The following is a 13766-nucleotide window of genomic DNA, read 5'->3' on the forward strand; positions in this document are numbered from 1 at the left end:
ATAATCCGATTATGATAATAAGAAAATGGCTATACCATCCTCTGATATAGCCATTACATGATTTTGAATCAGCGATTGCCCATGCCTTTTATCATTTTCTTATACTGTGATACACTTACTCCAGTGAACTTTTTAAATGCCGCGCTGAAATATGCGGGATTATCATAACCCGTCATATAACCGATCTCCTGAATCTTATAATCAGGGTTCATAAGAAGAATCTGCGCCTCTTTCATCCTCCTTTTGATCAGGTAATCTGTAAAACTTTCCCCTGTCACTTCTGTAAACACGGTACTGAAATAATTCCGGCTCAGCCCGGCATAGGCCGCAGCATCTCCGATCCGTAGTCCGGGCTCCGAAAAATGTTCTTCTATATATTCGCAGGCTTTTACAATGCTCTGTTCTACACCGGCCGGATCATTTTCCTTCACATTTTCAGTGAGCCTTATTAACTCTGCTTCTAAAAGCTCCATTGCATCATCCAGTGTTTTCTGCTTGATAATCCGGTAATACAGCGCATCTAGTTCCTCCTCTTCTTCCTTAAACTGAGGCATCCTCCTGATCTCACCGAGAATCGAGCTCACAGAAAAGGAAAGCATCAAAATCGAATCACTGCCTGTATACCTCAGATTATTTTTCAGCCTCCCTACATATTCATGGAGCATATCCGTATAACCTGTCGTCACTAATTTTGCCAGATATTCCACCAGGCTTTTGTTCACAGTATGGTTCTGGTCAAAATATTTATCCAGATCCTTTTCCGAAAGATTCTTATCTTTCCCCTCACTGAACTGGTAACTGCATATTTGTCTGATCTTTTCGTATGACAGACTCAGGTAATAGAGCTCTGAGACGGCCGGTCCTGCTATAAACGTGACCGGCACACAGGCATCCACACCCTTCATCCTGTTTCGGCAGTCCTCCTCAAAACTGGATACTTCCTGCTCTGCCGTTTCTTCATCACACAGACAGCAGAACAAGTGATGTCCGAAACTGTGGATATATTTAAACCCTCTCTCCCTGCCGGCGTCCCCGAGTATCTTCCTATACTCGTCCTCTTTTTCAGAATGGTCAAACAGTGCCTCAACTACCAGCCATTTCTGCCCAGCCCCCCTAAGATAGGGTTCCTCCAGTTTACTGCAGACTGTTCTGGTGTATTTCTGGTTCAGGACATTCTGAAAAAATGTTTCCTCCAGAATCCCCTCGTCCTCCATTACCATTTCTTCCAGCCTGCTGCTCTTCTTCTGTATCTGCTCATTTCTCTTCTTTTCTTCCTTCTGGTACACAATCTGGCGCATTGTCTCGCGCATCTGCTTAAGGTCAATTGGTTTCAAAAGATAGTCATCCACCCCGAGCCGCAGTGCCTTCTGGGCAAACTGGAAATCATCATAGGCACTCATAATCACGACACGGGTATCCGGGCACAGAGTGCGTATCTGCTCCGTCAGCTTAAGTCCGTCCATATTGGACATCTTAATATCTGTCAGAAGGACATCAGCCTGCTTCTCTACAACTGCCTTTAGCGCTTTATCTCCGTCATCCACTCCCGCGGCCACCTCAATGTCCAGTTCCTCCCACGGGAATGCACAGCACATGCCCTGAAGCTGGATCTCATCATCATCTGCAATCACCAATTTATACATGCATACACTCCTCTCTTATCTCAATGGACACCTTCGTTCCCACTCCATCTGTGCTGTCAACCTTCATGATACAGCCTTCTCCGAAAAACAGCTTCAGCCGTTCGTTTACATTTGTCAGTCCATAACTGTCAGACTCCTCCACAATACCTTCCGACAGCATTCTCTGGATTTTCCCCAGCTGCTTGGGAGGCATTCCCAATCCGGTATCCTCTACACACAGGATCACCCTTCCATTTTTTTTCGTGCCTTTTATTTCGATGCTCCCTCCCTTATCTTTTCCTTTAATTCCATGATAAATGGAATTTTCAACCAGAGGCTGGAGAATCAATTTGGGAACTATGTACGACTCTACTTCTTCATCTACAGAGATTGAGAATGACAATTTTTTCTTATATCTCATCAGTTGTATTGTCAGGTAACTCTCTACATTGGATATCTCATTTTTAATTGCCACCCGCTCACTGCCCTTATTTAGTCCGGTCTTAAAAAAACGTGTCAGTGCATCCAGCATATTTTCTGCATCCTCCTGATTTTTCATCCGGATCAGCCACATCAGTGAATCGAGTGTGTTATATAAAAAATGCGGATTTATCTGTGCCTGGAGCAGCAGCAGTTCGTAATGCCTCTGTCGTTCATGCTCCGTCCGGATACGATCCATCAAATTGCGGATTTCCACGACCATCTCATTGAACTGTGCCCCCAGCTCCCCAATTTCATCTTCTGCTTCACAGGTCACCGTAGTTTCAAAATCCCCTTCCTGTACTCTCTCTACATTTTCCTTTAATGACAAGATAGGCCTGGTAATACTTCCGGCAACCTTATACGATACATACACACTTCCCACGATCAAAAGTGCAGTCACAAAAAGTGAAATGGTCACCACGACAATCAGGAGACGGTAATAATTAACCTGTGGGAGAAAATAAACCAGAATCCAGTCATTCACATCCATCTGCTGGTATGCCGTCATATATCCTGACACAGCGCCAAAGCTCTTTTGGGGGAAGTCTTTTTTCCAATATGTCAGAAGCTTCGTGGTCTTAAGAACCTCCGGCCTTAGTTGTTCTACTTCTTCCTGTTCTGCCAGTCCGTCTTTCTGAATCAACGTTAACCTGTCGTTATCATATAATTCTACTTTCTCATCTACAATCCTGAATTTTGTATCCGGATAAAACAGATATAATTCACCGCCGTCTTCCACATAATGACTATTCCTGAGAATATCAGATACCCCGATCTCTACCATGACACAGCCCAGAATACGCCCGGTCCGTGCCTCTGAAACAGGAATCCCGAGGGAAATAAATTCCGTTTCAGCAGTCTCAGCAAAATATGACTCACTGTGCAGCTCAAACCAGTGAGATTCTTTCTGCTCTTTTACAAGCGTATACCAGTCTTCCTGTGTATACTCCTTTTCCTTTAGAGAGTACGGGCTATTTTTATATAAACCGCCATTTTCTCCAATTATATATACTTTTACGGAACCATCAAAATACCCGGATGTCCCCAGCAGCAAACTGTTCAGTTTTATTTCACTGGCATGCTGCTCCTGTTCAGTTTGAAACTTATTTGCCAATATCTGGTTCACGGCTTCATCGTCTGCAACCGTCTGCCCGATCTGATACGCCTGTTGGAGAATCTTATCTATCTGGTCCGCCTGATTGCCAAGTGTCGAACATATTTCATCTTTCCTCTTCTCCTGTACATTCACCAGAATATAAAACAGCATAACAACACAAAAAAGGATAACAGGGATCAAGGAAAACAACGCAAAGTTTTTCAGCAGTTTATCACGAATTGATTTCTTCTTCATAGATCAGTACCCCTGCATTTCATCCAGATTTTCTTTTGTAAATATACTTCCATGTAAAATATTCTCATAACTGATCTCTGTTCCCTGCATGTCTTTTTGGATCAGTTCAGACAGTATTTTCCCCATATAGGGAACAGCTTCTATGGTTCCCAAATACCCGCCTGCCTGTATCGCAGTCTTTATGTCCTTGATTCCATTTATGGATACCACCGGAATCTGCCCTCGCAGCCCCAGTTCTTCCAGAGCGCTGACAGCCCCGATGCCATCCTCATCCGTGTCTGCAAATATAGCATCTATAGACCCCGGGCTGTTCAGAAGATAATTCATCACATTATTGCGCGCAATTCCTCTGTCCCCGTTCCCCTCAATACTGCCTTTGATTTCAAGATTTTCGTATTCCCTCAGCTGATTTCTAAAACCCGTACTGTGTTCTCTGCTGATCGAGGAACCGCTTTCCCCTCTCAATTCAAGAATCTGCCCTTCCCTGCCGGCAAAATACTGATTCAGCAGATTTGCGCAAACCTCTCCTTCCCAATGCTGGTCAGTTCTTATTTCTGCCAGAATCGGAATTTCATTCGATCCTGCAATGCTGCGGTCCAGTAAAATTATCCTCGTATCTGTTTCTGAAACTTTCCGCAGTTCTTCTTCCAGACCAATTGTTTTTACGGGCATTACAACGAGATATTCAGGACTGTACTCCATCAACTCCCGAATATCTGTCTGCTGTTTCTCCATATCTGAATCCGCATCTCTCCACTCTACTGTAAAATGAGCAAGATCAAGATTCTCGAGAACATCCTTCCATATGGCCGTTGTCCTTGGGTTCTTTATGTTACAGAAAGAAACCGTGATCTGCACATTTTCATGATCTTCCGCCTTTGTTTTTTCATATTTTCCCAGAACTCCACACACAGTCATACCTGCTAAGATAATTCCGATGATCGCTAACCCCCACTTTTTCATAACAGCCTCCTTATCTGAAATAATTATAGCATACAGGTTTCGTATTGTATTACTTTTTCTTTGTGTGATTTCGCCATTTTGTTGAATGTACATTCTTATTTAGATAATAAAAAAACTGCCTGCATGCTATTGCACATAGGCAGCCCTTAAAAACCCGCTGTTATTTCACATTTACTATCTTCCAAACACATGCCTCAAAAACTGAACCGAATTTTTCGCGTCTTCATCCAGTTTTTCCAGACTTGTGTCTGACAGCATTTCGCGCCATATTTTTATATCACTTCCAACGCATCCGCCGGTAAGGACAAACGGTTCCATCACGACATTTCCCTGATAGCCTGCCCTGTCGAGCGCCTTGCCGATCTCGGCCCACGGGATGTTCCCTTTGCCGGGGACTCTTCTGTTATTCTCACCTACATGGAAATGTCCCAGCTTATCTCCGGCAGTCAGTATCGCATCCGGCATGCTGTCTTCTTCTATGTTCATATGGAAAGTGTCCAGCATCACTTTCACGGCAGGCGTGCCCACCTCTTCAATGAACTGTACCGCTTCTTTCGCTGTGTTGAGCAGGTAGCCTTCAAACCGGTTCAATACTTCCAGACAGTAATCTACGCCACAGTCTTCTGCGATTCTGGAAACTGTGCGCACATTCTTCACGCTCCGCTCCCAGTCCCCTTTTTTATCGATAGGCCTGGAATAGTCAACCGGCCAGTAGGAATATATCCCGCCACCCAGCGTATGGATATCCAGATATTCCAGCTTTCCCAGTATGTCCGTATAGAATTCTATGGCATGTCTTACGACCGCCTCATCGGCAGACGCGAGATTTTCATTTGCCGCCGGGCCATATCCTGCCGTCAGGACCATATCATATTCCTTCGCAGTCTCTTTGAATCTGTCCAGACCGGCCTTGCTGATATCTTTCAATGCAGCACAGGAAATCTCCAGTATATCAAAACCGAGCTCTTTTGCCTTCTTAATGTAGCTTGCCTGGTCTGCATCCCATTCCTTCTCCCAATATGCAAAATAAATCCCATACTTCATAGATGTTATCTCCTTTTCTATTTTCCTGATCTGAGCAGTCCGGCCAGCAGCTCGTTTTCGTAAAAATATGTTTCCGTAACTCCGCATTCCCCCACATACCGCGGGTCTTCCACACCTTTTTTCTGGTCTGCATGATAATCCGACCCTCCTGACAGAATCCGTACCCTGCTGCCATAAGTCTCTCGTATATAAGTCTCTATTTCCGTTTTATTCATAGTACCTTCATAGCTCGTCTTATCATACGTGTAGCATGCCTCGATCCCGTCCAGCCCTGCTTTTACGAGATCGTCTATGTACCGTTTGCGTTCTGTCACCTTTCCATCTTTCATGACACGGCTGCTGATCAGGAACGGATGGGCCAGAATGGCGATGCCGCCGGTACGGTGGACCATTTCAATGACAGTCTTCGGATCCGGTTTCTTCCGTTTTACCTGATAGCGCTTTGTATTCTTTACAAGCAGTTTTGCCTCACTCCAGTCCTTTGTATATCCCTTTTTCGCCATCAATTCGAAAATCATCTTTTTCAGGACATGATCCTCCTCCACCGGATGGCCGCCGTTATACAGTACTTCTTCCCAACTGACAGCTATTTTATCTTCATTCAGGCGTCTGACCAGTTCTTTATATCCTTCTGTTCTCGATATAGCAACATCATATTCGAGTTCCTTAAACCATTTATCCTGCCAGTCACAGCCCAGACAGACGATATGTACATCATCCACATCCGTATCACAGGAAATTTCTGTTCCGAGCAAAAGTGTAACACCGTGGGAAGACGCATATTCACTCAGGCTCCCCCTGTTCCCGGCTGCATCTATGTCTGTATCATCCGGAACAATATCGTGGTCTGTCAGCGCCAGTATTTTTACACCGTTTTCTTTTGCCCGCATGATTACTTCCCTTGGCGTGTCCGCCCCGTCTGAACGCGTCGAATGTGTGTGCAGATCACATGTATAATTTGCGTGAGTCATCTTTTTCCCTGCCTCTGTCATTTTTCTCTGTATTCTTTTGGACTCATCCCGTACTTTTCCTTAAACTTCCGGTAAAAATAACTGGTATTGTCATAACCGACGGATTCGATGATATCCAGTATCGGCAAAGTACTGCTGTTCAAAAGGTAAAGCGCCTGATTCATCCGTTTTGCCTGAAGCAGTTCTTTGTATGTCTTTCCTGTCCGTTTCTTGATCTCCCTGCTCAGCCAGTATACGTCATAGCCCAGCATCTCCGCCAGCTCTGAAAGGCTGCCGTTTTTATAATGCTCCTCCACATAACTGAGCACCACACCGGTCAATTCCTTATCGAAGCGGCTGCTGCCAGTCTCCATTTTATCCATGTGGTTTAACAGCATCAGCAGCAGGAGCCCCATCGTGATCTGATTGCAGCTGCGCTTATTCGAAAGGTCATAAAAGATCGTCCATACCATATTTTCCACAAGGTTCTGAATAGGGAGTATGTCAGCCACATGGAAGTAAAGGTATGACGTCATCTCGTTTTTCCCACATAAAGTCCCGACCAGAAATTCCTTCAGCATGTTTTCTTCCTCCCCCATCATGGAGAAGGCCATGTTGAAGAACTCCGGCAGGATAATAAAGTTTACGGCAATATCTTCCTCTCTGGCGGGAAGGATCTCCTGCACGGCATTCTGATTCAGAAAGAGCAGGTCCCCTTCTTCCAGAACCACCTCGTCCCCATCCACAATATGCGTCGTAGAGCCCTGACACATATAGATTACTTCTACATAGTTATGCCGGTGCTTCGGAAACCGGACAAAACGGGTATGCGGCCTGACCTGGATCAGCTTTCCCTTTTTTAAAAGCTTCTCACAATCCACAATCAGTTCTTTCTTCTCTGTATAAAGATGTGGATCGATCCCGTCCTTCCCATCCAGTATCTTTTGTTCTTCCTCCGTGATTACTGACAGTTCTTTGATCAATTCCGGATGCATCTACTCACCTATTTCTGTTCTGCGATTTCTTTTGCAAGTTCCATATATTCCGCAGCACTTCTGCTGCTCTTCTTATATGCCATGATCGGCACATTATTGTCCTGGGACCATTCAATCCCACTGTCTACACGGATATATGTATCAAAAACTTTCACATTTTCCAGCTCTTTTAAGCTATCCAGTGTCTGCTTAAAATAATTTTTCCTTGTATCCACCTTCGTGATCACAATCCCGCCCAGTTTTAATTCAGGAGCAATCTGTTTTACCTCTTCCAGAAATTCAAACATATTCCCGAGCCCGAAAAGTCCCCACGGAGTCGATTCTACCGGAATCACCACCTCATCCGACGCACACAGGATGTTCATGACCCATCCCCCCAGCGTCGGCGGGGCATCAATCAGAATATAGTCATATGTTCCCGCCTCTTTAACCGTTGCAAGGCATTTTCTCAGTATGTATTCCCTCTGCCACTTTGTAAATAATTCATATTCAATGGAGCTCATCAGCGTCGATGACGGGATCAGGTCCAGCCCTTCATATGGTGAATGCACAATATAATCCGTAAGGTCAGCCTGCTTCCTGATTCCTTCGTAAAGATTCTTTTCCCCCTGTGCAAACGCCAGCACCTGGTCCTCGTCAAATAGCGAGAGGGAAAGATTCAGCTGCATGTCCCCGTCAATCAAAAGCACTTTATATCCAAGCCGGGTCAGTCCATAGCCCACATTCGAACATGTCGTGGACTTCCCACTTCCTCCTTTGTTATTCGCAAAACATATCACTCTCGTCTTATCCATCTCGTACCTCCGCGGGAACTTCAAAGGGGTCTGACCCCTTTGCTCTCCATTTTCAGAATATTCTTAAGTTATATCCGCCTAACTTTAATCAGGCTTGTCCGTTTCCCATTATATCATGGTTGATCATCCTGTAAAACTCTCTCTTCATCTCTTCATACCCGTCATGCTTTCTGGCCATCAGCCACATGGCTTTTGTAATGGTTGCCTCAAGGGTCATGTCGTATGTCTCCAGCAGGTCGAAATCCTGTTTCACTTTTTTCCCAACTTCGTATACCATCATGTTACTGCCTTCTTTTACGACCTGTGTTGCAACAATTGCCAGTTTGCCGCGGGACTCCCAGTCTTTCATGACTTCGTAGAATTTTGTCACAAGATATTCGGGGATACCGCCTACTCCGAAGCTCTCGATTACGATACACTGGTATTTATCGAATACATACTCCAGAATATCAGGATTCTGTCCCGGGATTAGTTTCAGCACGTAGATGCTGTTATTCATCTCATGGAAAAACTGTACACCGCCTTTATAATCCTCCGGCGGAATGTAACGGATCACCCTCTGGTCCTGAATGACCGCCGGATATGGAAAGTTTATGCTGGAAAACGCGTTGTAACTTTTTGCACGCTCTTTTTTGGCTCTTGTTCCGACTATCACTTTACCGTCAAATACGATATTGACGTCCCGGGATCCGTCATCCGCTGCATAGATGAAGCTGTCCAGCAGGTTCATCCTTGCATCCGTGTTCTCGACATCGATCGGTTTCTGCGCCCCGGTTATGACGATAGGTTTTCTGGAGTTCTGGATCATATAGGACAGCGCCGCGGCTGTATAGGCAAGTGTATCTGTACCGTGGCACACCACAAACCCGTCATACTTCTCATAATTCTCCTCAATCGCCCTGCTCACCATGCTCCAGTGCTCAGGAGTCACATTCGTACTGTCCACATTGCATACCTGGACCGTGTGTACCTCACAAAATTCCTCTACATCCGGAATATACCCCACTAATTCCTCAGATGTGATAGCCGGACTCAGCCCTCCGTCCGTATGTTTACAGGCAATCGTCCCGCCTGTCCCCAACATCAAAATACATTTCTTCATTTTATCTGCCCCCAGATCATTTTTATTTTAAAAAACACTGATTTGATTTCTTCTACCATTCCAGAGAAGCCGGTTCACTGCCGAAGTTTTTCTCGACAAGTGCACAGTATTCTTCGAAAACCGGTATCCCTTTGAAATCCTCTTTCAGGGCATCCCGGATCCCCTTATAATACCATCCCATTGCAGCCTTGCTGTTCATGCGGAACCTCTTCCACAAATCTTCTCCCGCTGCCGGATAATCCCTGTCAATGTCGCGCATATTCGACAGCTTATCAGCCAGCCCGATCATCTTTATTTCCATCGGCGCATCTTTCAGGTGGCGGATCGTAGTCCCTTTCCGTTCCTCCCACGTTTTGGACTTGTCCTCACTTTCCTGCCGGACCATCGCAGCCACCCGTTCCCCAAATTCTGCCTGTAAAATCTCTTCCGTTACTCCCTTACAGTCCTCGATCGTATCATGAAGGACCGCGGCACAGATGATATCTTCATCCTGTGTCATAGTTGCCACAATATCTGCCACTTCAATCGGATGCACAATATACGGCCGCTTCGTCCCTTTCCGAAACTGCCCCTCATGTGCTCTTGCTGCAAATTCAATGGCTTCATCAATCATTCTCCTGCTCCTCCTCAATGCCTTCCCGCAATCTCGCCTTTTCCCTGTTATGGAATAAAGAATAGATGCACGGTACCACAAACAGTGTTAACACAGTTCCATATATGAGACCGCCGATTGTTACGATCGCCATCGGCTGAACCATATCCGCCCCTGAACCAAACCCGAGTGCCATTGTCGACAGCCCAAGGATCGTCGTCAGGGCCGTCATGATAATCGGGCGCAGCCTTGTCCTTCCGGCCTCCACTAGAGCTTCCTTCTGCTCCATTCCCGATGCAGTCAGCTGGTTCGTATAATCAATGAACACAATACCATTATTTACAATAATTCCGGATAACATTACAAAACCGATCATGGCAATCACGCTGACCGGACTTCCTGTCATCCACAATCCGAACAGACCTCCCGTAAATGCAAGAGGTACAGTAAACATGACAATAAACGGAGATCTTAAAGACTGGAACTGGGCAACCATGATCAGATACATAAACACAACCGCAAGCCCGAGCATCTTAAACAGCTCTGTCATTGTCTCATTAATTGTCTCGTCCTCTCCCTTCATCTCTATCGTATAACCGTCCGGCAGCTTATAATTCTTCAAGGCCTTTTCCACACGCCCGCTCACCAGACCGATGTTGTCATCTTCTTCAATCTCCGCCGTCACATTCATATACCGGCTCTGTGCATCCCTCGAGATCGACTGCAGCCCGTAGCCTGTCTCGAACGAAGCGATATCCTTCAGGGCAATCTGTTCTTTTGAACCATCCTGCTTCGTCACATCCAGTTTCAGGTCCCGGACAGACTCTCTTGTCAGGTCCTGATTCTTCTGCTCTGCCACAATAATACCGATGGATGACGTATCCAGGTCCAGACTGGTAGAAGAAGCCGGGTCTTTCAGCTTCTTTGCCAGTTCCTGATACACCTGGGCGACAGTTAAATTATGGGAAATCGCTTTCTTCTTATCTACAACGACCCTGAGTTCCTCCGTCGTCTCATCCAAACCGTCCGAGACATTCTTTGTTCCCTTCACATTTTGCACGATTTCAGCAATTTCTTTTGCCATCCTCTGCAGCTGATCCAGATCACGGCCCTTTATCTGGACAGAAATTCCGGAAGAACCAAGCGCACTCATATCCATGTCGGACATGCTGATCGAGAGTTCGACACCTTCCTCTTTTGCAATCTTCTCTATTGATTTCTGCAGTTTTTCATCAGACATTGTCCGCTTTTCGGCCAGCAGGGCATAGAATTCCACCTGATTCGTGACAGTGTTCCCGCCGCCCATCATTCCGCCACTCATAGCCATGCCGCCTACATCACCAATATCTTTCAGTTTCATTAATTGATTAGTAAACTGATCGGCTGCCTTCGCCGTATCTTCCAGAGAAGTTCCCTCCGGTGTCGTGATCGACATACTAATCTGTGTGCTCTGCATATCCGGCATAAAAGCAGTTCCCCTGGATATTGCCAGAACCCCGCTCAGGACAAACAGCGCCAGTGCCCCGGCCAGGACAAGAGGCCTGAAACGCAGTGCCTTCCGCAGAAGTTTTTCATAACCATTCTTCAAATGATGGAAAAATCCGGATTCCTTCTGCTCTGTTCTCTTTAGCAGTCCGGCCGACATCATCGGCACAAGCGTCAGTGCAACGACCAGACTTGCTAGCAGCGAATATGCGATGGTCAGTCCCATATCAACAAAAAGCTGTCTTGCAATACCCTCCGTAAATACAATCGGAAGGAATACACACACCGTCGTCAGCGTAGATGCCATGATCGCACCTGCTACCTGCTGTGCACCCTTGATTGCGGCTTCCTTTGCTGTGGCATGTTCTTCATTTCTCATCCGGTAAATGTTCTCAATGACAACAATCGAGTTGTCCACCAGCATCCCTACGCCGAGGGCAAGTCCTGAAAGTGAAATCACATTCATCGTAACCCCGCTGAAATACATCAGGACAATGGCCGCCAGTATACTGATCGGGATGGAGCAGGCAATTACAAAAGTCGGCCTGATATCCTTTAGAAACAGCAGCAGGATCAGAATCGCCAGAATTGCACCGAATACCAGATTCTGGAGAACGGACCCGATTACCATGTCAATATACACGCCCTGGTTCATCAGGACTACCACTTTTATATCCTTGTTTTCCTTCTGGATCTGTTCAAACCTGTCCAGAATGCGGTCTGTCACATCCCCCGTAGAATAGCCGGTCTGCTTCTGCACCTGGAGCAGGATCCCGTTCTCTTTATTTAACTTGGCATATGTGTCCGCCGCATTATCCGTCTGTTCCACATCGGCAATATCTGAAAGCTTGATGGGGGTAATGCCTTCCATATCAACCAGAACCAGATTCTTCAGGTCCTCTATTGAATCAAATTTATCTCCGACGCGGATTAAATAATCGATCCCGTCTTCCTTTACATACCCTGCCGGCATGTTAAAGTTCTGCGCTGTCAGTACCGTCTGTATCATCTCCGCAGTCAGCATGGATTTGACATCCGCACTTGCTTTCGCCTGCTCTTTAGCAGATTTCAGTTCTTCTTCCCTGCTCTTTAATTCAGCCTCACCGACAGCGAGCTGTGCAGAAGCCTCACTCATCTGAAGTGCACCTTCGAGCTGTGCACTGCTAAGCTGTGCCCTCGCCTGGGCCAGTGTAAGGGTTCCTGCATTTAACTGGTCCTGCACCTGGGTCAGCATCTCCTTTGCCTGTGCAAGTTCCGCCTGCTTATCCGCTATCGTCTGTCTGCCTTCCGCAACCTGGGCCAGTCCCTGGTCGATAACTGCCATTGACTGGTCGTATTGCTCCAGAAGGGCCAGTTTCCCGGCCAGAGCCGCCCTCGCAATCTGAAGTTCTGAAGTTTCTCCGTTTTCCGCGATTGCCTGAAGTACCTGCTGATATTCTGCTTCGATCTGCTCTCTGCCTGCATTTAGTTCTTCCAGCTCCTGCTTCTGTTCAAGCAATGCCTGTTCGCTGGCATCAACCTGTGCCTGAAACTGTTCCAGTGCCACCTCCGCCAGTTCAAGTTCACTCATCTTCGTGCTGACTTCCAGTTTTCCCTGTGCCAGTTCGGATTCACTCACAGCTAGCTGTTCCTCTGCCTGCGCCATCTGTCCGGCAGCCTGGTTCTTCCCGTCTTCAAGCTGCGCTTTTCCGCTTTCCATCTGCGCTTTTGCCTGATTCAGAGCGTCGGATGCCTCATTAAACTTCTTGTCCAGCTGCCCCTGAATGGAGCTGTCTACATTACTTACTTTATTTTCCTTTACCGTAACACGGATTGTCTGTTCCACATCTCCGAATGTACTGACTGACGCAACCCCTTCCAGACTCTCAATCTCCGGAAGGACTTCTTCCTCTATAATCCTTGTCGTCTCTGACGGTTCAGCCCCGTCCACACTGATGGCCGGTATCATGACAGGCATCATGGCAGGGTTCAGTTTCATAATAATAGGGTTCCCTACTGTATCCGGCCAGTAGCCGCTTATCTGGTCCAGACTTTCCCTCATCTCGATCGTGGCCGAGTCCATATTGGCTGTCTGTTCAAACTCCAAAATGACTGTGGATGCATTTTCCCTTGATGATGAACTTACATTCTTGATGTTGCTGATCGTAGCCATCGCCTGTTCCACCGGCTTTGTAACCGCAGTCTCCACCTCCTCGGGACTGGCTCCCGGATATGTAGTCATGACAATGGCATAAGGGAGATTCATGTCCGGCAGAAGATCCACCGTCATTTTATCGAAAGACACAAATCCCAGAATCAGAATCAATACAACAGTAACAACCACTGTATACGGTCTCTTCACACTGAACTTAGATAACATTGGTACTACCTCTTTTTCTCGTAATC

The 13766-nt window shown here is 46.4% G+C and carries 10 protein-coding genes; all 10 read right to left on the reverse strand.

Annotation, left to right across the window (positions count from 1 at the left end):
* Positions 1 to 68 precede the first annotated feature (68 nt).
* Positions 69 to 1643 carry a response regulator gene (locus tag A8806_RS10905; RefSeq protein ID WP_109731230.1) on the reverse strand — a complete coding sequence of 525 codons (1575 nt, stop codon included), beginning with the start codon at positions 1641 to 1643 and terminating at the stop codon, positions 69 to 71.
* Positions 1636 to 3456 carry a cache domain-containing sensor histidine kinase gene (locus A8806_RS10910; protein ID WP_109731231.1) on the reverse strand — a complete coding sequence of 607 codons (1821 nt, stop codon included), beginning with the start codon at positions 3454 to 3456 and terminating at the stop codon, positions 1636 to 1638. Before A8806_RS10910 ends, A8806_RS10905 begins: the two co-directional genes overlap by 8 nt.
* Before the next feature lie 3 nt (positions 3457 to 3459).
* Positions 3460 to 4419, reverse strand: a complete 960-nt coding sequence (locus tag A8806_RS10915) for a substrate-binding domain-containing protein (protein WP_181368666.1) — start codon at positions 4417 to 4419, stop codon at positions 3460 to 3462.
* 174 nt (positions 4420 to 4593) lie between these two features.
* Positions 4594 to 5463 carry a D-psicose 3-epimerase gene (locus A8806_RS10920; RefSeq protein WP_109731233.1) on the reverse strand — a complete coding sequence of 290 codons (870 nt, stop codon included), beginning with the start codon at positions 5461 to 5463 and terminating at the stop codon, positions 4594 to 4596.
* A gap of 17 nt (positions 5464 to 5480) precedes the next feature.
* Complete coding sequence (locus A8806_RS10925; RefSeq protein WP_109731402.1) at positions 5481 to 6434, reverse strand: PHP domain-containing protein; 954 nt, start codon at positions 6432 to 6434, stop codon at positions 5481 to 5483.
* A 17-nt stretch (positions 6435 to 6451) separates the two neighbouring features.
* Positions 6452 to 7408 carry an AraC family transcriptional regulator gene (locus tag A8806_RS10930; protein ID WP_109731234.1) on the reverse strand — a complete coding sequence of 319 codons (957 nt, stop codon included), beginning with the start codon at positions 7406 to 7408 and terminating at the stop codon, positions 6452 to 6454.
* A gap of 8 nt (positions 7409 to 7416) precedes the next feature.
* Positions 7417 to 8202, reverse strand: a complete 786-nt coding sequence (locus tag A8806_RS10935; protein WP_109731235.1) for a ParA family protein — start codon at positions 8200 to 8202, stop codon at positions 7417 to 7419.
* Positions 8203 to 8290: 88 nt separating this feature from the next.
* Positions 8291 to 9304, reverse strand: a complete 1014-nt coding sequence (locus A8806_RS10940) for an asparaginase (RefSeq protein WP_109731236.1) — start codon at positions 9302 to 9304, stop codon at positions 8291 to 8293.
* A 52-nt stretch (positions 9305 to 9356) separates the two neighbouring features.
* Positions 9357 to 9917 (reverse strand): HD domain-containing protein, encoded by a 561-nt coding sequence (locus A8806_RS10945; protein ID WP_109731237.1) that lies wholly within the window; start codon positions 9915 to 9917, stop codon positions 9357 to 9359.
* The gene (locus A8806_RS10950; RefSeq protein ID WP_109731238.1) at positions 9910 to 13740 is read right to left on the reverse strand and encodes an efflux RND transporter permease subunit; all 3831 of its coding nucleotides are present in this window, start codon (positions 13738 to 13740) and stop codon (positions 9910 to 9912) included. Before A8806_RS10950 ends, A8806_RS10945 begins: the two co-directional genes overlap by 8 nt.
* Positions 13741 to 13766: the final 26 nt, after the last annotated feature.

This window comes from Faecalicatena orotica (assembly GCF_003149245.1).
GTDB lineage: Bacteria > Bacillota > Clostridia > Lachnospirales > Lachnospiraceae > Faecalicatena_A > Faecalicatena_A orotica.